The sequence below is a fragment of the Dactylosporangium sp. NPDC051087 genome (genome assembly GCF_055586325.1).
Window position 1 is genome coordinate 228,396 of the sequence record NZ_JBVJIJ010000012.1, and the last position, 21,310, is coordinate 249,705.

Sequence of the window (21,310 nt, forward strand, 5' to 3'; positions counted from 1 at the left end):
CGTGCCGGTCGCTTCAGTTGCTGTTCGCGGCGAGCCAGCGGCGGTGGAGCTCCACCTGCCGCTGCTCGGCCCGCCGCGCCACCTCGGCGTCGACCGGCACGGTGAGCAGCGCGTCGGTGAACTGGCGCAGGTGCCCGACGAACACCTCGCCGGCTGGGGTCAGCGCCCCTGAGGACTCCACGCTCAGCAGGCTCCGGTCGACCTGGAGCCGGGCGTCCGCGAACTCCTGCTCGGCGGCGGCGGCGACGCCGTCCGCGCCGCGCAGCGCCCGCCACGTGTCGGCGACGCCCGCGAACGCGTACACCCCCTGGAGCAGGCCGCCGAGCGGGCGCGGGTCGGTCCGCCACGGCGCGAAGTACCGCCGGTCGTCGTCGGGCTCGCTCAACGGCGTGACGTCGAGCAGCGCGCTGAGCTTCGAGTGCTGATACTCGTGCACGAGCGTGACGGCGAAGTCCTCCGCGGTGGCCGGCCGGGTCAGCCCGAACACGCCGAACACGTGCCGGATGGTCGCGCTGCGGGACGAGCGGCCGTCGGCCTGCAACGGCACCAGCGCCCGCAGCCCGGCGGCGATCTCGGCGGCCCGGCCCGGGATGCGCCCGGCGAGCAGCCGCCACGCCTGCCCGAACAGCTCCTGCCACGCCGCGAACTCCGCCTCGGACAGCCGCGGCGCCGGCGGCGCGTGATATCCGTGCCGGTACGGGTCGACGTCGTCGAGCGCCAGCTCGGCACCGATCCCGCCGGCCTCGGCGCGCAGGAAGCGGACGGGCTGCCAGCCCACCGCGGCGGCACCGGTCCCGCCGGCCGACCCGTCCGCGCCGGCCGAGACCGTGACGGGGCCGTGGCCGGCGTCGACGGTGATGGTGCCGCGGGTGATCCGCACCCGGGCGGTCCCGGCGGCGCCGACCGTCAGGACGCCGAGTCCCGGCAGGGCCACCGTGCCGGCCCGGACGGGGACCTCGACCTCGGTGTCGACGCCGGCGGCGGCGCACGCGACGGCGGCGACCGCGCCGAGGTGCGCGACGTCGGCGGGGTCGGCGAGCCCCTGGCCCGTGGCCCGGCACGCGATCGCGACCCAGGCGCCGACCAGCGGCGCACCCAGTACCCGGGCGGCGGCGGCAGGATCGGTGGCCCGCGCGGACTCGATCGCGGCGACGAGCCGGTCGCGTTCGCCGTCGGGCCCCGGCCACTGCCGCAGGAGCGACGCGATGCGCAGCAGGTGCTTGCTCAGCTGCGCCTGCCCGAGGGCCCGGGACGCGGCCGGTCCACCGGTGCTCTCGGCCAGGTCACCGAGCAGCCCGGACGGGAGCCGGTGAAACTCGGCGGGCAGGTGACGGGCGCTCATGCGGTCACCGCCCCGACCGCTCCGACCAAGGCCTGGGCGTCCGCGAGGACCCGCCCGCGCACGTGGTCGATGAACAGCCGCAGGTCCGCGCAGTACACGGACGGGTTGCGGAAGCCGGTGCCCGGCCGGTAGCGGTGCGCGTAGTGGCCGCCGCCGCAGACGAGGCGGACGGGGCAGGCGGTGCACTCCTCGCCGAGCGCGGCCAGGCCGATCTGCCGGGCCACGACGCCGGGATGGTCCAGCGCGGCGTCGAGCTCGTCGCGCTGCACGTGCAGTCCCGTGCCGCACGCCCCCGGGTATGCGGACTTCAGCGCGTCGATCTGCTCGATCGCGCCGTCGGACTCGATCACGACGAGGGCCGCCGGGCTGAGACCGAGCTGCTCGGAGCGCGACGCGCCGCCGAGCGTCAGGTCGACGACGCTCTCGAAGAGCCGGACCGGCACCGGGTCCGGGTCGTCATACCACGCGTCGAACGCCCCGACGAGCCACGCCCCGGCGCCCGGGGCCGGCGGTGCGCCCCAGTTGGCGTGGGGGAGCAGGAAGTCGATCGCCGGCGGGTCGAACGCGCGCAGCCGCTGGTAGCACGCGACCGGGTCCGTGTCCGGCGCGACGGTGCACAGCAGGCCGCCGAAGCCGCCCCGGAACTCGGGGCGGGTGAGCAGCGCCAGGGCCCTGCTGACCGCGCCGAACGTGCCCCGGCCGGCGTGGGTGACGCGGTGCCGGTCGTGGTCCTCGGCGACGCCGTCGACGCTCACCGCGACGGTGATGTCGTGCCGCCGCAGCTCACGCAGCGCGGCCTCGCCCAGCAGGACGCCGTTGGTCTGCAGCCCGACGCGTACCTCGCACCGGTCGGGGACCGCGGCGCGCAGCTCGGCGGCGAGCCGGCCGAGGCGCGCCGCGCCCAGCAGCATGGGCTCCCCGCCGTGCAGGACGACCCGGACCTGGCGCAGATCATGGGCGCGTGCGTGCCGGCCCAGGCTCTGCGCCGTCGCGGTGAACACCTCGGCAGGCATGACGGCCGGCCGGTCCCGCCACGTCTGGTCCGCGTGGGTGTACACGTAGCAGTAGGAACACGCGAGATTGCACCGCTGGTGGACCTTGACGATCACCTCGTGGAACGGCGTGGGCCGCCAGCCTCCGGCGAGCAGGGCGGCCACGTCGAGATCGTCGTACGGCCAGGCGGCCGAGGTCATGGTGTGTCGATGAACGAGCTGAAGGCCGACAGCACTCCGTTCGGATCCTCAAGACTTGCCTGCAGTCGCCGGATGGACCGCACCACCGGCGAATCGGGTTGCGCCGCCAACAGTGTGACCAGCGGGACGTTCGTGACATCGACGAGGCCAGGATCCTGCGGCCCGTCACTCGCGAGCGATCCAGAAGCGCCACCCACCGGTCGTCCTCCACGGCTGAAGCGAGATGTCTCCGGCATTGTCTACCCCCGTGAAACAACATCTGAAAAGAGGCCGGACGGACCTCATTGTTGAGATCCAACGCAAGCAGTCTCCGAGCGTGTGGATCTTGACGAAAATCGGGGGCCAAGAATTTGACAAGACTTGTCAAACGCCCCTATGGCAGCGGTGGCTCCAGCACACAGTCGATCCTGTCGCCACGCGCGACGGTCACCGCTATCGGGTGATCCGGGCCGTACAGGCTGCCCAACCGGTGCAGCACCTGCTGGCGCATGCCTGACGCGGCCGGTCCACTCACGGCGGCGCTGTCGATTGTCAGATTAGCCTCGGCCGCGATGCGGGCCGGGTGGTCCGGCTGGTGATGCACCCGTTTCGCAAGGTCGAACGCCCGCCGGGACGCCGAGAGCCGCTCCGGGTGCCCGATGCACGCGTAGTCGGAGGCGAGGTTGACCGCCGCCGCCACGGAGAACGGGTGCTCGCGCCGCACCTTGTCCTTGAGCGACTCGCTGCTGGCGACGTCGATGCGCATCGCCCGGGCGTGCTCGCCGCGGGCCCGCAGCATGTTGGCGAGGTTGATCTCGGCCGCCACGGTGAGCGGGTTGCGGCCGCCGAACAGCTCGCGGTAGCTGGCGTGCGCCAGGGTCGCCTCGTTCGCGGCCTCGTCGGTCCGGCCGAGCATGTGCAGCGTGTTCGCGTGGCTCATCTGCACGGCGAGGGTGTATTCGTGCCGCTCGCCGAACAGCTCCGCGCACTCGGTGTGGGACAGCTCCAGCAGGTCCAGCGCCTCACCCAGCCGGCCGGTCCCGCGCCGGGCCAGCGCCAGGGCCCGCCGGGCCAGCAGCAGCCCCCGGTACATCCGGGTCCTGGGCGGCGGCTCGACGCGGGACACCATGGGCTCCACCTCGTCGAGCACGTCCTGGTAGCGGCCCTGCCCGTTGAGGTCCTCGGCGAGGGCGTTCATCGACAGCATGGTCCGCCAGTTGCGGTCGCCGAAGGTGTCCCGGTGCTGGCGCAGCGCGCTGCGGTCCAGCTGCTCGGCCGCGGCGAAGTCGCCGTTGAGCCGGAGGCTGATCGCGAGGTTGTGCCGGCTCATCGTGGTGCGCGGGTGATCGCCGCCGAACCCGGCCTCGCACCGCTCGAGGGTCTCCTCGTCGAACTCGCGCGCCTGCCGGTAGTCCCCGGAGATCCGCAGGTCGGCGGCGCGGCTGGCGGCCATGGCGAGGGTGTACCGGTGCTGCTCGCCGTACAGCGGGTCGACCCGCAGCTGGCTCATCGCCGCCCGGGTGAGCTCGCCCGCCTTCTCGTACCTGCCGACCGCCCGCAGCGCGTTGGCCCACTCCTGCGAGGTCCGCAGCACCAGGTGGTCGTCGTGCGCCGGGTCGTTGCCGGCCCGCCACGTCAGATACGCCCGCTCGCCGAGATGGCAGGCCGCGGCGTGGTCGCCGTGCAGATACCGGAAACGGATCTGGTGGTACACCACCTCGCGGGCCTCGCTGGTGCGCGCCGAGACCAGCCCGGCCGCCTCCACGTGCGCGGCGATCTCCCAGTACAGGTCCGCCGACTCGGCCTGCTCGTCGGGCCAGCCGGGATCCGCGGCGGCGAGCAGGGCGTGCGCGTGGCCGCGGGCGCGGCCGGCCTCCTCCCCGCTCAGCGCGCGGAACGCGACCAGCCGGGCCAGCGGCATCACCTCGACGCGCCGGCCGTCGTCGGTGAGCCGGGCCAGGCCGTGCCGGCAGAGCTCGGCGATCGCCTTGCTCAGCGCGACCTCACCGCGCAGCGCGTCGGCCAGCGCCGGGTCCACCTTCGCGCCCATGCCCCGGCCGAGCAGGTGCTTGGAGACCGGCACGGACGCGAAACAGGACAGCGCCTCCAGCAGCCGCAGCGCCGGGCGGCTCGAGGCCTCGAGCCGGTCCAGGGCGAACAGCAGCGCCCTTGACGCGCTGCGCCCGTAACCGTCCGCCGCGACGATGGTCAGCCGGTCGGCCGGGTTGACGCCGTCGGACACGTCGAAGGGTGTCCGGGCCGCCTGCCACCAGGCCACCGTCTGCCGCAGGGCCAGCGGGGTCCGCCCGTACGTGTCCAGGACCCCCTGGATCCGCTCGGGGACCACGCCGGGCTCGTGCCGGCGCAGCAGCTCCTCCGCCTCGGCGTGGTCGAGGTCGGCGACCTCGATGCCGACGCTCGACACGTCACGGCCGATGACCGGATCGCACGTGGTGATGATGACGTGCCCGCCGTTGGGGACCATCCGCAGCAGGTCCTGGCCGTCGAGGCCGTCGAAGACCATCAGGTAGGGGAACCCCTGCGTCTCGAGCCGGTCCAGCAGCAGCCGCACGGTCCGCTCGACCCGGTGGTGCGCCTCGACGCCGATGACCGCCGCCAGCTCCACCAGCGACGCCTGGGCGGCCTCGACGGTGCCGGACGGCACCCACCACACCGGATGATCGGCTGCATGATCGGCTTCGGAGTGCCGTTCCAGGTACTGCAGGACGGCCTGCGTCTTGCCCGTGCCGACCGGGCCGTAGAGCACCAGCCGGACGTCGGTGCCACCGGCGAGCGCGTCGCCCATCCACTCGATGAGCGCGTCCCGGCCGACGAACCCGGGCGCGGCCGGCGGGCGCACCCCGGCGAACGGCGTGACGTCGACCTGGGGCGGCGCGGCCGGTGGCGGTGTCAGGTTCGGTTGCGGCTGGACCGGGATGACCGGGGCCTGCGTCGTGTCCTGCAGCACGTGCCGGGCCTGCCGCCACAGCGCGATCATGTCCTGCTCGAGCGCCGTGAGGTCGTATTCGAACGGCGCCATCTGCGCCATCACGTGCAGCATCGACCGGATCTTTTCCCAGGCGGGCACCGTGCCGGCGCGTAAAGTCGCGCTCACCGTCTCGTGCGAGACGGACTGGAATTCATGTGTCGGCAGATCGACGGTCGCCTTGGCGATGACCCGCGCGGCGGGCTGTCCGGCCGCATCGTAGATTGCGTGCACGGCCGAGACGAAGTCGCGCAATGGGCCCTCGGGGACCTTGTCGAGACCCGGCAGTGCAATAGCCACGTCGATACGCTCCGGACCTCAGGCGGGGCCTCGTCAAATTTTGTCAAAGGCAAGGGTTTCACGCAACGCGCCGCGTCCACAATGGCCGCGCCGAGCCAAATTTGTACACCACTTGGCAAATTCAGATGGAGAACACGCGGACGGGTGAGGGCACCCTCTCCGGCCGATCTTTTGATCATCAGGCACCGTCAATTGACGCCGCACGATCGTAAACGCTTGACCTTCGACCGGCGAATCACCCCCGTCAAGAACATGTTGGTTTAGATCCGCAGGACTTTCGCTTGACTTACGCGCAATTCAGGCTTGTGGACATACCCAATCGGACACCCCCTGAGGAGCCGTCATGTCCCACCTGGCCGATCCGCTCACGCTGTTCGCCCTGGCCCAGTTCGCGGAGGCGGCCGCCGTCGTCGTGGCCGTCGGCGTCGGCCTGTGGTCACGCAGCCCGTCGCGGCGCCTGGCGGCCCGGCGGCTGATCCGGACCCTGCGCCGCCGCCCCGGCAGCCCCGACAAGTAACCACCCGTGTCCACCCGGCCGCTCGTCGCACCGCGGGCCCAAGGCGTGCGGCGAGCGGCCATCTGCTGTTCAGGCGAGTCGCACTGACCCGTGGGTGACCACCGCGCTATCGTGGCGCGATGGCGGGGATGGTCCTGGTCGCGCACCGGGCGGGCAACAACCTGGCGGACCTGCGCGGGGCGCTCGACGCCGGCGTCGACCTGGTCGAGGCCGACGTGCACCTCTACCGGGGCGCCCTGGAGATGCGGCACGCCAAGGCGGTCGGCCGGCACGTGCTCTGGGAGCCGTGGCGGGAGGTGACCCGGCGCCGGGACGTGACCGTGCCGCTGCTCGCCGAGGTCCTCGCCGCGGCGGCCGGGGACGCGCGGCTGATGCTCGACCTCAAGGGGCCGTTCCTGGGCGTGGCGCCGTCGACGGCGGCCGCGCTGCGGGAGGCGGCACCCGGGGCGCCGGTGGCGGTCTGCTCCAGGCAGTGGCGGATGCTCGACGCGTTCGAGGACCAGCCGCACATCCGGCGGATCTACTCGGCCGGCAACCAGCGCGAGCTGGCACGGACGCGGGTGCTGGTCCGGCGGCAGCGGGTGGACGGCCTGTCGATCCGGCTGAGCCTGCTCACCCCGCGGCTCGTCGAGGAGCTGCACCGGCACACCGACCTGGTGATGGTGTGGTCGGTGGACACGGAGGAAGCGCTCGCCAGAGCGCAGTCGCTGGGCGTGTCCGGCGTCATCAGCAAGAACCTGCCGATGCTGCGGCGCATCGCCGAGCGGCCTCAGGACGACCCGGCGACGAACGCGCGGGCCTCCACGACGTAGGCCAGGGCGGCCGGCGGGTCCGGCGCGGGGATGCGGACCCATTCGCGCATCGGCCGGCCCGGGCGCGGTGAGCACGGCAGGCCGTCGCCGGTCGCGACCAGCGCCGCGACACGGGCCGCCGGAAGCTTCACGACGAGGTCCTCACCGGTGGTGAAGGCGTAGCACCGGCCCGCCGTCCGCAGCGCCGGCGAGCGCAGCATCCGGCCCTCCTCGTCATCCGGGTGCTCCAGCAGCACCGCCGCGAAGACCTCGAACGCCACCTCACACCATCCTGCGCAGCTCGGCGAGGCGCAGCTCGCGGTGGCGCCGCTCGACGTCCGTCAGCTCCGGCGCCGGTGCCGGCGTCAGCGACGAGGCGAGCGCGTCGGCCGCCTCCGCGTAGCGCCCCGACCGGGCGAGGAGCTCGGCGCGCACCGCGTGCCACCGGGGATCCGGCGGCAGGTCGGCGAGCAGGGACAGCCCCGCGGCGGGCCCCGACGTCTCGGCCACCGCGACCGCCCGGGCCAGCCCCGCGGAAGGGTTCGGCGCGACGGACAGCAGCAGGTCGTACAGGCGGACGATCTCCGGCCAGTCGGTGCCGTCGTAGGAGGCGGCGCGGGCGTGCTCGGCGGCGATCGCGGCCTGCAGCTGATACGGGTCGGCGCGCCGGCCCGACGCGGTCAGGGAGGCGTTGAGCAGCGCGATCCCGCGCGAGATCGCGGCGGCGTCCCACCGTGAGCGGTCCTGACGGTCGAGGGTGACCACCGCGCCGGCCGCGTCGAGGCGGGCCGGCCGGCGCGCCTCGGTGAGCAGCAGCAGCGCCAGCACCGCCGCCGGTGACGGCTGGTCCGGCAGCAGCGCGTGCAGCAGCTCCGCGAGCCGGACCGCCTCGCGGCAGACGTCGAACTCGTAGGTGGCGTGCCCCGACGTGTACAGGCTGTGGATCACCCCGCACACCGCGGGCAGCCGGTCCGGCAACTCCGCCGGCGGCGGCACCCGGTAGGGGATGTGCGCGGCGGCGATCTTCTGACGGGCCCGGGTGAGCCGCTTCTCGGTCGCCGCCTCGGTGCTGAGCAGCACCCCGCCGATCTGCGCGGGCGACAGCCCGCACAGCGTCCGCAGCGCCAGGGCGACCTGCGTCGGCGGCGACAGGGTCGGGTGGCAGCAGGTGAAGATGAGCCGCAGCAGATCGTCGGCGACGACGTCGTCGGGCGGCACGTCGGTGCGGGCGAGGTCGAGCATCCGGGTGCCTTCCTCCTCCTTGCCGCGGCGGGCCTGCTCGCGGCGCAGGATGTCGACGGCCTTGCGCCGGGCGGTGACGGTGAGCCACGCGCGCGGCTGCGGCGGCACCCCGGTGACCGCCCACGCCCCGAGCGCGGCGAGGGCGGCCTCCTGCACGGCGTCCTCCGCGATCTGCACGTCGCCGACGGTCCGGATGAGGGTCGCGAGGATCCGCGCCCCCTCGATCCGGACCGTTTCGGCGAGCGCTTCGGACGACGAGGACAAAACGCCTACCTGGCCGCGATGACCGGGCGGACCTCGACGGCGCCGCCCCACGCCGCCGGGATCTCCGCGGCGATCGCGACGGCCTCGTCCAGGTCGGCGGCCTCGATCAGGTAGTAGCCCGTCAGGGCCTCCTTCGTCTCCGCGTACGGGCCGTCGGTGGTGACGACCTTCCCGCCGCGGGCGCCCTCCACCCGCACGACGGTGGCCGTCGCCGTCGGGTGCAGCACGGCGCTGGCGCGGACGCTCCCGGCGTGGTCGACCCCGAAACGCCGGTACTCGGCGAGCTCGGCGGCCTGCTCCGGCGCCCACCAGTCGACGTCGGCGGTGTAGGTCAGTGCGAGGTACTGCGGCATCGGACCGCTCCTTCCAGAAGGGGACTCAACCATGGAACGAACGGGACCGCCGGGAAAAGGACATCGGGACGGCTATCTTGTGGCGATGGCCCCGATGCTCGTATCGCACGCCATCGCCGGTGTCACCCGCGTCACCCGCGGAGCGGTCGCGTGACCCGGGCCCATCTGGTCGGCCGGGAGGGCGAGACCGGGCTCGTCCTGGTCGAGCGCCCCGATCGGCTGCCGGTCGTCGCGTGGTGCGGCGTCGTCAGCGCCGGGATCACCGCGGCGTCCGTCGCCGCCGCCACGGCCACCGCCGCCGGGCCGCCGGGGGACGCGGCCGGCCCGCAGGGGGTGGCGCTGCTGCCGGAGCACGCCACCGGCTGGTACGGCCGCCCAGGCCTCACGGGCCACCGGCGGGAAGGCGCGTGGACGACCCTGTTCCGCCCGGCGGCACTGCACGCCGACCAGGACGGGGCGGCCGTCGAGGCCACCGACGAGCACGCCGGGCTCGCGCTGCGCACCGAGGTCGAGACGGTCCCCGGCGGGCTGCTGCGGATCCGGCACCACGTCACCAACACCCACGAAACGCCCTACGTCCTGGACGCGCTCGAAGCGGTGGTGCCGGTCCCCGGCCGGGCCACCGAGTCCCTCGACTTCACCGGCCGCTGGGCCGGCGAACGCGTCCCGCAGCGCCGCCCGGTCACCGACGGGCTGTGGCTGCGGGAGGGCCGGCGCGGCAAGACCGGCTTCGACGCCGCGACCGTCCTCACCGCCGGCACGCCGCACTTCGGCTTCGGGCACGGCGAGCTGTGGGGCGTGCACGTCGCGTGGAGCGGCAACCACGTGCACCGCCTGGAGCGCACGCCGCTGTCCAGGCACGGCGGCACCGTCACCTCCCTCGGCGGTGGTGAGCTGCTCCTGCCCGGCGAGATCACCCTGGCCGCGGGGGAGACCTACAGCGGGCCGTGGGTCTACGTCGCCGCCACCGCCGACGGCCTCGACGGGCTCGCCGCCCGCTTCCACGACCACCTGCGGGCCGGCCCGGCGCACCCGGCGGGAGCGCGGCCGGTCACGCTCAACGTGTGGGAGGCCGTCTACTTCGACCACGACCTCGCCCGGCTGACCGCGCTCGCCGACACCGCCGCCCGGGTCGGCGTCGAACGGTACGTGCTGGACGACGGCTGGTTCGGCGGGCGGCGCCACGACCGGGCCGGGCTCGGCGACTGGACCGTGTCCCCCGACGTGTGGCCCGACGGGCTCACCCCGCTCATCGAGCACGTCCACGGCCTCGGGATGCAGTTCGGTCTGTGGATCGAGCCGGAGATGGTCAACGCCGACAGCGACCTGCACCGCGCGCACCCCGACTGGATTCTGGCCGCCGGTGGCCGTACACCACCCGCCGAACGCCATCAGCAGCTGCTCGACCTCACCCATCCCGCCGCCTACGCGCACGTGCTGGGCCAGCTGACCGCCGTCCTCGCCGGCAACGCCGTCGACGCCGTCAAGTGGGACCACAACCGCGACACGATCGACGCCGGATCCGCCACCCTCGGCGGGCGGCCCGCCGTGCACGCGCAGACCGCCGCCTACTACCGGCTCCTCGACGAGCTGCGCGCCGCGTTCCCGCACATCGAGTGGGAGACCTGCGCGTCCGGCGGCGGCCGGATCGACCTCGAGGTCCTGGCCCGCACCCAGCGGGTGTGGACGTCCGATCAGAACGACGCCCTCGCCCGGCAGCGCATCCAGCGGTGGACCGCGCAGCTCGTGCCGCCCGAATACCTCGGTGCCCACGTCAGCGGGCCCGTCTCGCACCAGACCCACCGGTCGCTGCCGCTGGACTTCCGGGCCGGCACCGCCCTGTTCGGCCACTTCGGCATCGAGTGGGACCTCGGCACCGCCACCGCGGCCGAGCTGCGCACCCTGTCGCGATGGATCCAGGTGTACCGGCAGCGCCGCGCGCTCCTGCACGGCGGCCGCCTGGTCCGGCTGGACACCGAGGCCGAGGGCGCCTGGATCCACGGCGTCGTCGCACCCGGCGGCACCGCGGCGATCATGGCGTACGTGCAGCTCGACGAGGTCCCGCACGAGCCGCCGAGGTTCCGCGTGCCCGGTCTGGCGGGCGGCCGGTCGTACACCGTGCGCCGCATCGATCCGGCGGACCGGCCGGACTACGCCGTGCCCACCGCCGCGGTCAGCGGGGCGGTGCTCGGCGACCTCGGCCTGCCCGGTCCGCCGCCCGCCCCGCAGACGGTCGTCGTGCTGCTGATCGAGGCCGTCTGAAACCTGGAAGCATTGGCAGAAAGTTCTAACCAACTTCCCAGGAAGCGTGGTTACGGTGCTTTCATGCGCCCGAACGGGAGGCCTCCCGAGGCTCCACGCGACATCGAGGTCGAGTTCCACGTCCAGGGCGACGTCCTCGCCCAGGGCGAGGACCCACCGCGCCCTCCGAGCGCCCCGGGCACACCGGGTCCGCCGCGCCCGCCGCGGCAGTGGCCGGTGCTGCGGAACCGGCGCGTCCTGCTCGGCGCGGCCGTCGTCCTCGCCTTCGCGTTGACCGCATATGTCGCGTTCCAGGCCGGCGGCGGCGGCGCGGAGACGGCGAAACCGCGCCCGTCCGCGTCCGCGTCGCCGTCGCCGTCGGGACCGCCGACCGTCGCGCAGATCTACGCGGCCGTCGCCCCGTCCGTCGTCACGATCCAGGCCCTCCAGGGGGACACCGTCGCCTCGACCGGCACCGGCGTCGTCGCCAGCGCCGAGGGGATCATCCTGACCGCCAACCACGTCATCGAGGGCGCCGGCGCGATCCGGGTCGTCTTCGCCGACGGCACCCAGGTCGCGGCGAAGGTCGCGCAGGCCGACCCGGCGATCGACATCGCCGCGCTCGCCCCCGAGGGGCTGCCCGACGTGCTCGTGCCCGCCGTCATCGGCAACTCCGAGCGGCTCGCCGTCGGCAACACGGTCATCGCCATCGGCAACCAGCTCGGCCTCACCAGCAGCGCCACCGCCGGCGTCGTGTCCGGCCTGCAGCGCACCGCGTCCAACCCCGACGGCACCAAGCTCACCGGCCTCATCCAGTTCGACGCGGCCGTCAACCCGGGCAGCTCCGGCGGCCCGCTCCTCAACGCCAAGGGCGAGACGATCGCGATCGTCGTGGCCCTGGCCAACCCGACGTCCGCCGGCACCTTCGTCGGCGTGGGCTTCGCCGTGCCGATCGGCGCCGCACTCGGCGCGGGCGGCGGCGACCAGGCACCGCAGCAGTGACGACCCGTCAGCAGACGTAAGGACGATACGTGGACACACCAACCGAAACTGGGATCACCGGCGCCGTCGAGCAGGTCCTGTACGAGGTCAAGAAGACCATCGTCGGGCAGGACGCGCTGCTGGAGCGGCTCATGGTCGCGCTGCTGTCCCGCGGGCACATCCTCGTCGAGGGCGTCCCCGGCCTCGCCAAGACCCTCGCCGTCAAGGCCCTCGCCGCGGCGATCGGCGGGCAGTTCCACCGCGTCCAGTTCACCCCCGACCTGGTGCCCGCCGACATCGTCGGTACCCGCGTCTACCACCAGCTCAGCGGCGAGTTCCAGGTGTCCCTCGGCCCCGTCTTCACCAACCTGCTCCTCGCCGACGAGATCAACCGGGCCCCGGCGAAGGTGCAGAGCGCGCTGCTGGAGGTCATGCAGGAGCAGCAGGTGACGATCGGCCGGGAGACGCACCACATCCCGCGCCCGTTCCTGGTCATGGCCACCCAGAACCCGATCGAGTCCGAGGGCACGTATCCGCTGCCCGAGGCGCAGGTCGACCGGTTCATGATGAAGGTGATCGTCGGCTACCCGAGCCCGACGGAGGAGTTCGTGATCGTCGAGCGGGCCATCTCCCCGCTGCCGATGCTCCAGGCGATCGTCGACCCCGCGCGGCTGATCCAGATGCAGGGCGAGGTCGAGCAGGTCTACGTCGACCCGTCGCTGATCGAGTACTCGGTCCGGCTCGCCAACGCGACCCGCCGGCCGGAGGAGGTCGGGCAGGGCGACCTCGCGCGGTACATCAGCTTCGGCGCCAGCCCCCGCGCCTCGATCAACCTCGTCCTCGCCGCGCGGGCCCTCGCGTTCATCCGCGGCCGCGACTACGTCATCCCGCGCGACCTCACCGAGCTCGCCCTCGACATCTTCCGGCACCGGCTCGTGCTGTCCTACGAGGCGCTGTCCGACGACGTCACCGCCGACATGATCCTCACCCGGGTGATGGCGGCGCTGCCGGTGCCGGTCCCGGTGAGCAGCGGAAGCCGCTGACGGTGGCGAGCGCACCCGACCGTCTGCTGCGGCGCCTGGAGTGGCAGGTGATCCGCAGGCTCGACGGGCAGCTGCAGGGCTCCTACCGCACCGTGTTCCGCGGCAGCGGCATCGACTTCGCCGACCTGCGGGAGTACACGCACGAGGACGACGTCCGGCACATCGACTGGAACGTGACGGCCCGCCTCGACGAGCCGTACGTGCGGCAGTACACCGAGGACCGCGAGCTCACCGCGTGGCTGGTCCTGGACCTGTCGGCGTCGATGCGCTTCGGCGGCGCGGGCGGCAAGGACGGCGTGCTCACCGAGCTGGCGGTCTGCCTGGCGCGGCTCTTCACCCAGGGCGGCAACCGGCTCGGCGCGGTGCTGTACGACAACGGGCTGCAGCGGGTCATCCCGCCGCGGACCGGCCGGACGCACGTGCTGCGGCTGGCACACGAGATCTCCCGGGCCGCGTCGGCGGTCGGTGCGAAGCCGGGCGGCGCGTCCACCGACGTCGACGGGATGCTGCGGCTCGCCGCGGCCCAGGCCCGGCGGCGCAGCCTGGTGTTCGTCATCTCCGACTTCCTCAGCGGCGACGCCGTGAACTGGGAGTCGTCGCTGACGCGGCTCACCCACCGGCACGAGGTCGTCGCGATCAGGGTCGTCGACCCGATGGAGCTCGACCTGCCCGACCTCGGCCTCGTCCTGGTCGAGGACGCCGAGACCGGCGAGCAGGTCCTCGTCGACACCAGCGACCCGATCTTCCAGCAGCGCCTCCGCGAGCAGGTCGACGGGCGGGAGGCCGCGGTGGCGGCGGCGATGCGCAAGGCCCGGGTGACCTCGCACCGCGTCACCACCGACGAGGACCCCCTGCTCGCCCTGGTCGAGATGGTCCGCTGGTCGAAACGGCGGCGCGCATGAGCGTTCAGCATCCTGTGCTGCTGGTTGTCGGGCTTCTCGTCGCCGGTGCTGTCGCCGCCGGGTACTGGTGGCTGCAGCGGGAGCGGACCCGGTCGTTGGCCACGGCCGGGCTTTCCACCGGCCGGCGGGACGGGTTCCGCCGGCACCTGCCGCCCGTCCTGTTCCTCGTCGCCCTGACGTTGCTGCTGCTGTCCGTGGCCCGGCCGCAGGCCGACCTGCCCGTGGCGCGGGCCGCCGGGACCGTGATCCTCGCGTTCGACGTGTCCAACAGCATGGCCGCCGACGACATCGCCCCGTCCAGGCTCGCCGCCGCGCAGAAGGCGGCGATCGAGTTCGCCGAGGCGCAGCCCGACAGCGTCAGCATCGGCGTCGTCGCCTTCGACGAGGGCGCGCTCACCACCCAGCAGCCGTCGGACGACCACGCCGCCACCGTCGCCGCGATCAAACGGCTCCAGATCAACGGCGGCACGTCCCTCGGCCAGGCGATCCTCGCCTCGCTCACGGTCATCGCCGGCAAGCCCGCCACCCTCCCCGAGGAGGGCCAGGCACCGGTCGACCTCGGCTACTGGGGCAACGCCACGATCGTGCTGCTGTCCGACGGCGAGGACACCGGCGGCCCCGACGCCGTCGCCGCCGCCCAGCTCGCCGCGACCGCCGGCGTCCACATCGAGACCGTCGGCGTGGGCACGGTCGACGGCGCCACCGTCGAGGTCGACGGCTTCCAGGTCGCCACGTCCCTGGACGAGGAGCTGCTGACCGAGGTCGCCAAGACCACCACCGGCAACTACCACCGTGCCGAGAACGCCGAGGCCCTCCACGACGTGTACGAAGGGCTGGACCTCAGGCTCACCGTGCAGACGAAACCGGTCGAGCTGACCGGCGCCGCCGCCGCGATCGCGGTGCTGCTGCTGACCATCGGGGGAGTACTGATGACCATCTGGTTCGGACGGATCCTCTGATGTCACTGCAATGGCCCTGGGCCCTCGCCGCGCTGCTGGCGTTTCCGCTGCTCCTCGCCGTCCGCTGGTGGACCCGCCGGCGCCGCCGGCACGCCGCCGTCCGGCTGCCGAGCGTGGCCCTCATCCGGGCGGCGCTGCCCGGGCGTACCTCGTGGAAACGCCGGATCCCGTTGTGGCTCTTCGCCGCCGGGCTCCTCGTCACCGGCACCGCCGCGGCCCGTCCGCAGGCGTCCGTCATGGTCCCCGACAGCGCCGCCACGATCCTGCTCGCCATCGACGTGTCCGGCTCCATGTGCTCCACCGACGTCCCGCCCAACCGGCTCACCGCGGCGCAGAAGGCGGCCCGCGACTTCATCCGTGACCACGACGGCGACTCGAAGATCGGCCTGGTCGCCTTCTCCGGCATCGCCGGCCTGATCGTCCCGCCGACCACCGACACCAAGCAGCTCCTCGACGCCATCGACGGGCTGCGGACGTCCCGCGGCACCGCGATCGGCCTCGCCATCCTCGCCTCCATCGACGCCATCGCCGAGATCAACCCCGACGTCGCGCCCACTGGTGTCGAGGTCCCCGACGACGGCGTCAACACCGGCGAGTACGAGCCGGACACGATCGTCGTGCTCACCGACGGCCGCAACACCGACGGCGTCGACCCGATGACCGCCGCGGCCGCCGCGGAGGCCCGCCGCCTGCGCGTGTACACCATCGGCTTCGGCACCTCGACCCCCTCGCCGATGGTCTGCTCCAGCGACCAGATCAGCAGCGGCAGCGGCCAGTTCCGCGGCGGCCCGCCCGGCGGCGGTGGCGGGTTCGGTGGCGGCCGTGGCCGCTTCCAGGACATGGACGAGGGCACCCTGACCAAGGTCGCCGAGACCACCGGCGGCAAGTACTTCAAGGCCGAGGACGCCGAGTCGCTCGGCGACGTCCTGCGCGACCTGCCCAGCCAGGTGACCCTGCAGCGCAAGAAGACCGAGCTGACGTCGTGGTTCGTCCTCGCGGGCGCGGCGCTGCTCCTGGTCGCCGTCGGCCTCGCCCAGTGGTGGAACCGCACCCGCCTGCCACCCGCCCGGACATAGCCTTCCCAGCGCACGGGCCGGTGCCTTACGCTCCGGTCCGTGCTGGTGAAGATCCACGATGAGACGGCCACCGGACGGGTCGTCAGCGCCCTGGAGCTGTCCGTCACCGGGCCCGTCCGCCTGCGCGAGCTGATCCGGCTGCGGGTGCGGGAGGAGGTCGCGCGGTACAACGCCCGGCCGGTCGAACGCTTCCAGGGCCTGGTCCGCCCGACCGCCGCCGAGGCCGACCTCAACGGGTACCTGATGCCGACCCCGGCGAAGATCGACTGGGAGCGGCAGGCCGACGCCGCCGTGGCCGCCTTCGGCCGCAACGCGTTCTTCGTCCTCGTCGGCGACCGGCAGGTCGAGGACCTCGACGAGGAGCTGACCCTCGATGAGGCGTCCCACGTGGCGTTCGTACGACTGGTGCAGCTGGTCGGCGGATGAAGCTGCCCGGTCCCGGCCGGGAGGCCGGCGAAGCCTTCCTGCGCAACGTCCTGCCCGGCCTCAACGACGCGGAGGTCCGCGCGACCGTCATCGCGCTCGCCAGGCGGGCCGCGGCGGCGGACCAACCGGCCTGGGCAACCTCGACGGGCACGGTCCTCCCGGCGCTGGAGGGCCGGTCACCGGCCTGGACGGTGGCCGAGGTGGACCAGCTGTTCGAGCTCGCCCATCGCGCGTACCAGGACGAGGACACGACCGTGCTGCGGGTCGCCGTGAACGCCGCGCAGACCCTCGACCCGGCCGGTCGCGGCGCGCTCCTGGGCCGCTTCAGGGAAGCGGAGCCACTCGTCGAAGCGACCACCTCGCGCGGCGCGGGCGAGCGGGCCGAGCTGCTGCGCCGGCTGCTGCTACTCGCCGACACCGCGGACACCCCGGACGGCGCCGCGCCCAGCTGGGCCGGACGGATCCGGGTCGAGGACGGCTGGAGCCGGGCCGCCGTCGAACACCTGCGGACGGCGCCGGCCGCCCCCGACGCGCTCACCGCGCTCCTGGACAACGCGCTCGCGCTGACCTCCGGGCCGCGGCCGACGAAGGCATGGCTGGCCCGGACCGGCGAGCTGCTGCGGACCCGTCCGGAACTGGTCGCCGTGGTGCGCCAACTGACCGAGTTCGCCCACACGGCCGCCCCTGCGATGGTCAGGTCCTGGTACGGCGACTACCACCGGCGGGTCGGGCCGGACAGCGCCGACCTGGTGCGCGGGCTGCTGTGGACGGCCCAGGTGTCCGGTGAGCCGTGGCTGGTCCCGCTCGCGCTCGCCCTCGAAGCCGTGCTCCGCGAACCGAAGCCGCTCAACGCCTGCTACGCGGTGCTCGGCCGGCGCGCCGACCAGCCGTCGATCGCGGCGCTCGTGACGATGCAGCGGCGCAACCGGCACCGCGGGAACCTCAAGCAGATCGCCGCCGCGCTCGACGAGGCCGCGGCCGCCGCCGGGGTCAGCCGCTCGGAGCTCACCGAGCTGACCGTCCCGGACTGCGGCCTCGACCGGCAGCGGCAGTGCCGCCTCGGCACGGGCGCCGTCGTCGGCGTGGTCTCGCTCGACGACCAGGCGCGGGTCCGGATCGCCTGGGAGCACGGCGGGACGACCGCGACGAAACCACCGGCGGACGTCGACCCGGCGCTGGCCGCCGACGTGCGCCGGGCCGCCGCCGACCTGAAGAAGGCCGTCGCCGGCGAGCGGCAGCGCCTCGAGGACCTGCTCGTCGAGGACCGCGACTGGCCCGTGCGGACCTGGCGCGAGCGCTACCTCGAGCATCCCGTCACCGGCGCCATCGCCGGCCGCCTGCTGTGGACGGTCAGCGACGGCGGTGCGCGGTACACCGGCATCCCCGGCAACGACGAGCGCTTCACCGACGCGAGCGACGCCGCGCGGGTCCGGCTCTGGCACCCGGTCGACGCCGACCCGCAGGAGGTGCGGACGTGGCGCGCCCGCATCATCGCCGACGAGCTGACCCAGCCCTTCAAACAGGCGTTCCGGGAGGTGTACCTGCTGACCCCGGCGGAGGAGGAGACCGGCACCTACTCGAACCGGTTCGCGGCGCACGTCCTGCGCTACCACCAGGCGTACGCGCTGATGAAGGAACGCCGCTGGGGCAGCAACTACCTGGGCGGCTGGGACGGCGGCTACGACGGTGAGGCGAAACGGGAGTTCCCCGCGGCGGACCTGACCGCCGTGTTCCACCACGAGCAGGCGACCGACGGCGGCGGCGACACCGTCCAGTTCTGCGTGACCGACCGGGTCCGCTTCCAACGCGGCCGCGGCCGGACCCGCCAGGACGTCCCCCTGACGGACGTGCCGGCCCGGGTCTTCGCCGAGGCGATGCGCGACGTCGACCTCTTCGTCGGCGTCACCTCGATCGCCACCGACCCGACGTGGGCCGACCGCGGCACCGACGACCCGCGCTTCGACTACTGGCGGTCGTTCGCGTTCGGCGAGCTGACGGCGAGCGGCCAGGTCCGCGGCCAGGTCCTGGCGCACCTGCTGCCGAAGCTGAAGATCCGCGACAAGGCCCGCCTCGACGGCCACTACCTGGTCGTGGACGGCCAGTTGCACACGTACAGAATCCACATCGGCAGCGGCAACATCCTCATGTCCCCGAACGACCGCTACCTGTGCATCGTCCCCGCCTCCACCGCCAAACCCTCAGGCGTCCGCTTCCTTCCCTTCGACGGCGACACCATGCTGTCGATCGTGCTGTCCAAGGCCCTGCTGCTGGCCGACGACCACAAGATCAAGGACCCCTCGATCCTGCGCCAGATCGCCTGACCGGCCGCCCTGGCGAGGGGGGACGGCGCGTCGTAGGGTGCGGGGATGGCTCGTCGTTGGATCACGCCGCGGCGGTGGCGGCCGGCAAAGGCAAGGGACACCGGGGCGACGGGCGCGTTCGTGGTGGCGCGGCGGCTGGCGACCGGCGGCCGCGGGCCCGAGGACGTCATGTTCGACGCGCACGGCCACGTGGTCACCGGCACCGGTGACGGCCGGGTCCTGCGCATCGGTCCGGTCGGCGGGCACACGGTCGTCGCCGAGACCGGCGGGCGGCCCCTCGGTGTGCAGCCGTGCGCCGACGGCGGTGTGCTGGTCTGCGACCACGACCGGGGGCTGCTGCGGGTCGCCCCGGACGGCGCCGTCGAGGTGCTGGTCGGCACCGTGGACGGTGAGCCGCTGACGTTCGCCAGCAACGTCGTGCAGGGGCCGGACGGCACGATCTGGTTCACCACGTCGACGGCGCGGTGGAGTCTGGAGCATCACCTCGGTGACATGTTCGAGCACTCGTGCACCGGGCGGCTGATCCGCCGCGACCCCGACGGCACGGTCACCACGCTGCTGAGCGACCTGAAGTTCGCCAACGGCCTGGTCCTCGCGCCCGACGGGTCGGGTCTGCTGTTCGCGGAGACCGCCGGGTATCGGATCTCGCGGCTCCGGCCGGACGGGCGCGTCGATCCCCTGGTGGAGAACCTGCCGGGGTTCCCCGACAACATGAGCCTCGGCAGCGACGGGCTGCTGTGGGTCGCGATCGCCGCGCCGCGCAACGCGCTGCTCGACCGGCTCCTGCCGCTGCCCGGGTTCCTGCGGCTGCTGGTGTGGAACCTGCCTGCCGCGGTCAAGCCGAAGGCCAAGCCGATCGCGTGGGTGATGGCCTTCGACTTCGACGGGCGGCTGATGTACGACCTGCGCACCACCGACGGCTCCTACGGCTTCGTCACCTCGGTCGCCGAACGCGACGGCACCGTCGTCGCCGGCAGCCTCACCGAGACCGACGTCGTCGTGCTGGACCTGCGAGGGACGCGTGACCGTGCGGCTGCCTCCGGGTGAGGCGGAGGCGACCACAAGATCAAGGACCCGTCCGTCCTCCGCCGGCTCGGCTGACGCGTGTTTCACGGGGCCGAAGCCGGGGCGGCCGGACGATCGGTGCGCCGGCGTCGCCCGCTTCGCCGCCGCCGACCGGGACAACCTGCTGGTCTTCGCCGAGCACGTCAGCCTCGCCCGCACCGACGCGAGGACCGCTCGCGGCCGGTCAGCGCTGCGGTGGTGGTGCGGTCGAGTCGCGGACGATGAGCTCGGTGGCCAGCTCGACGTGCAGGGCGTCGAGCTGGTGGCCGCCGATCATCCGAAGCAGCATGGTGACGGCCATCCGGCCGAGCTCGGCGAGCGGCTGGCGGACCGTGGTGAGCATCGGCCGGGTGGCCCGGCTGACGTCGATGTCGTCGAACCCCGCCACCGACAGGTCCCCGGGAACCCGCAGCCCCCGCTCGGCCGCCGCGCGCAGCGCCCCGACGGCGATCTTGTCGTTGAAGGCGACCAGTGCCGTCGGCGGGTCCGGCAGGTCGAGCAGCTCGCAGGCGACCGCGTGGCCCTGCTCCTCGTTGGGCTCGGTGACGAAGCGCAGCAGCCCCGGCGGCGGCAGGAGGCCCAGCTCGATGAGCGGCGTCATGTAACCGGCCAGCCGCCCGTCGTTGACCGACCACTCGCGCGGCCCGCCGATGACGCCGACCCGGCGGTGGCCGAGCCCGACGAGGTGGGCCATGACGCTGCGCCCACCGGCGAAGTGCGCGGAGGAGACCGCGACCACGTCGCGGGGCGGTGCCGTGCGCGGGTCGACGACCACGAAGGGAAACCTCCGGTCGCGCAGCGCCACCAGGTCCTCGGCCGGCTCCGGCGGCAGGACGAGGACCGCGCCACGCACGCCCGGCCGGTCCGGCAGCGCGCCGAGCGGACCGCGGCCGGCGCCGCCCCGGCCCGCGTTGAGCAGGACGTTCATGCCGTGCAGCTCGGCGGTCTCCACGACCGAGGAGACGATCAGCCCGAAGTAGTCGCTGAGCACGTACGGGCAGCGCACGCACAGCACGTCGGCGCCCGGCCGAGCGGGCGCGTCGTGCCAGCCGAGCTGGTCGGCGGCGCGCAGGACCCGGTGCCGGGTGGCCGCGGCCACGCTGGGATGCCCGTTGAGCACCCGCGACACGGTGGCGATGGACACGCCGGCCCGGCTGGCGAGGTCGCGGATCGTGACACGTGTCGGCACGGCGGCGGCGCTCCTGTCTACGGCGGGCGGGACCGGTGCGGCGAAGTTTAGGCGCGAACCATTGCCTGATGTAACAAGTTTCAGAAAACTTATGCTGTGTTTTGATTGACTCGGTACCGCATCGGGTGTGTTCTATGAAA

Annotated in this window: 18 protein-coding genes; 11 read left to right on the forward strand and 7 right to left on the reverse strand. The window is 73.5% G+C overall.

Annotated elements, in window-relative coordinates:
* Positions 1 to 13: 13 nt before the first annotated feature.
* The 3 genes from ACZ6TV_RS24055 to fxsT all read right to left on the reverse strand — a co-directional run bounded on the left by ACZ6TV_RS24055 (position 14) and on the right by fxsT (position 5,800).
* Positions 14 to 1,342, reverse strand: a complete 1,329-nt coding sequence (locus tag ACZ6TV_RS24055) for an HEXXH motif domain-containing protein (RefSeq protein WP_465299475.1) — start codon at positions 1,340 to 1,342, stop codon at positions 14 to 16.
* Positions 1,339 to 2,535 carry an FxsB family cyclophane-forming radical SAM/SPASM peptide maturase gene (locus ACZ6TV_RS24060; protein ID WP_465299476.1) on the reverse strand — a complete coding sequence of 399 codons (1,197 nt, stop codon included), beginning with the start codon at positions 2,533 to 2,535 and terminating at the stop codon, positions 1,339 to 1,341. The genes ACZ6TV_RS24055 and ACZ6TV_RS24060 overlap by 4 nt, the downstream gene beginning before the upstream one ends.
* 373 nt (positions 2,536 to 2,908) lie before the next feature.
* Positions 2,909 to 5,800, reverse strand: coding sequence for an FxSxx-COOH system tetratricopeptide repeat protein (fxsT, locus tag ACZ6TV_RS24065; RefSeq protein ID WP_465299477.1), 2,892 nt, complete (start codon positions 5,798 to 5,800; stop codon positions 2,909 to 2,911).
* A 343-nt stretch (positions 5,801 to 6,143) separates the two neighbouring features.
* Between fxsT and ACZ6TV_RS24070 the strand changes: the two genes are divergently transcribed.
* Positions 6,144 to 6,317, forward strand: a complete 174-nt coding sequence (locus tag ACZ6TV_RS24070; protein ID WP_465299478.1) for a hypothetical protein — start codon at positions 6,144 to 6,146, stop codon at positions 6,315 to 6,317.
* 119 nt (positions 6,318 to 6,436) lie between these two features.
* The gene (locus ACZ6TV_RS24075; protein ID WP_465299479.1) at positions 6,437 to 7,129 is read left to right on the forward strand and encodes a glycerophosphodiester phosphodiesterase; all 693 of its coding nucleotides are present in this window, start codon (positions 6,437 to 6,439) and stop codon (positions 7,127 to 7,129) included.
* Here the strand turns inward: ACZ6TV_RS24075 and ACZ6TV_RS24080 are convergent.
* Genes ACZ6TV_RS24080 through ACZ6TV_RS24090 form a run of 3 tightly spaced genes read right to left on the reverse strand, consistent with a single transcriptional unit; the run spans position 7,087 to position 8,967 of the window.
* Entirely contained in the window at positions 7,087 to 7,389 is a 303-nt protein-coding gene (locus ACZ6TV_RS24080) for a hypothetical protein (RefSeq protein ID WP_465299480.1), read from the reverse strand. The two genes, ACZ6TV_RS24075 and ACZ6TV_RS24080, sit on opposite strands and share 43 nt — an antisense overlap.
* Before the next feature lies 1 nt (position 7,390).
* The gene (locus ACZ6TV_RS24085) at positions 7,391 to 8,614 is read right to left on the reverse strand and encodes an RNA polymerase sigma factor (RefSeq protein WP_465299481.1); all 1,224 of its coding nucleotides are present in this window, start codon (positions 8,612 to 8,614) and stop codon (positions 7,391 to 7,393) included.
* 5 nt (positions 8,615 to 8,619) lie between these two features.
* A complete protein-coding gene (locus tag ACZ6TV_RS24090) occupies positions 8,620 to 8,967 on the reverse strand; it encodes a YciI family protein (protein ID WP_465299482.1) in 348 nt (115 codons plus the stop codon).
* Positions 8,968 to 9,117: 150 nt separating this feature from the next.
* Here ACZ6TV_RS24090 and ACZ6TV_RS24095 point away from each other — a divergent pair, with 150 nt between their 5' ends.
* The 9 genes from ACZ6TV_RS24095 to ACZ6TV_RS24135 all read left to right on the forward strand — a co-directional run bounded on the left by ACZ6TV_RS24095 (position 9,118) and on the right by ACZ6TV_RS24135 (position 19,963).
* On the forward strand, positions 9,118 to 11,229 hold the full coding sequence (locus ACZ6TV_RS24095) for an alpha-galactosidase (protein ID WP_465299483.1): 2,112 nt from the start codon (positions 9,118 to 9,120) through the stop codon (positions 11,227 to 11,229).
* A gap of 63 nt (positions 11,230 to 11,292) precedes the next feature.
* Positions 11,293 to 12,210 carry a S1C family serine protease gene (locus ACZ6TV_RS24100; protein ID WP_465299484.1) on the forward strand — a complete coding sequence of 306 codons (918 nt, stop codon included), beginning with the start codon at positions 11,293 to 11,295 and terminating at the stop codon, positions 12,208 to 12,210.
* 29 nt (positions 12,211 to 12,239) lie between these two features.
* Positions 12,240 to 13,232, forward strand: a complete 993-nt coding sequence (locus ACZ6TV_RS24105; RefSeq protein WP_465299485.1) for an AAA family ATPase — start codon at positions 12,240 to 12,242, stop codon at positions 13,230 to 13,232.
* A 2-nt stretch (positions 13,233 to 13,234) separates the two neighbouring features.
* Positions 13,235 to 14,134, forward strand: a complete 900-nt coding sequence (locus ACZ6TV_RS24110; RefSeq protein ID WP_465299486.1) for a DUF58 domain-containing protein — start codon at positions 13,235 to 13,237, stop codon at positions 14,132 to 14,134.
* On the forward strand, positions 14,131 to 15,093 hold the full coding sequence (locus ACZ6TV_RS24115; RefSeq protein ID WP_465299487.1) for a VWA domain-containing protein: 963 nt from the start codon (positions 14,131 to 14,133) through the stop codon (positions 15,091 to 15,093). Before ACZ6TV_RS24110 ends, ACZ6TV_RS24115 begins: the two co-directional genes overlap by 4 nt.
* Entirely contained in the window at positions 15,093 to 16,169 is a 1,077-nt protein-coding gene (locus tag ACZ6TV_RS24120; RefSeq protein WP_465299488.1) for a vWA domain-containing protein, read from the forward strand. The genes ACZ6TV_RS24115 and ACZ6TV_RS24120 overlap by 1 nt, the downstream gene beginning before the upstream one ends.
* A gap of 39 nt (positions 16,170 to 16,208) precedes the next feature.
* Positions 16,209 to 16,595: a hypothetical protein gene (locus tag ACZ6TV_RS24125; RefSeq protein ID WP_465299489.1), complete on the forward strand. Its 387-nt coding sequence runs from the start codon at positions 16,209 to 16,211 to the stop codon at positions 16,593 to 16,595.
* Positions 16,592 to 18,916 carry a DUF4132 domain-containing protein gene (locus ACZ6TV_RS24130; RefSeq protein WP_465299490.1) on the forward strand — a complete coding sequence of 775 codons (2,325 nt, stop codon included), beginning with the start codon at positions 16,592 to 16,594 and terminating at the stop codon, positions 18,914 to 18,916. Before ACZ6TV_RS24125 ends, ACZ6TV_RS24130 begins: the two co-directional genes overlap by 4 nt.
* A 45-nt stretch (positions 18,917 to 18,961) precedes the next feature.
* Entirely contained in the window at positions 18,962 to 19,963 is a 1,002-nt protein-coding gene (locus ACZ6TV_RS24135; protein WP_465299491.1) for an SMP-30/gluconolactonase/LRE family protein, read from the forward strand.
* A gap of 202 nt (positions 19,964 to 20,165) precedes the next feature.
* Here ACZ6TV_RS24135 and ACZ6TV_RS24140 read toward each other — a convergent pair whose 3' ends face one another.
* A complete protein-coding gene (locus ACZ6TV_RS24140; RefSeq protein ID WP_465299492.1) occupies positions 20,166 to 21,170 on the reverse strand; it encodes a LacI family DNA-binding transcriptional regulator in 1,005 nt (334 codons plus the stop codon).
* Positions 21,171 to 21,310: the final 140 nt, after the last annotated feature.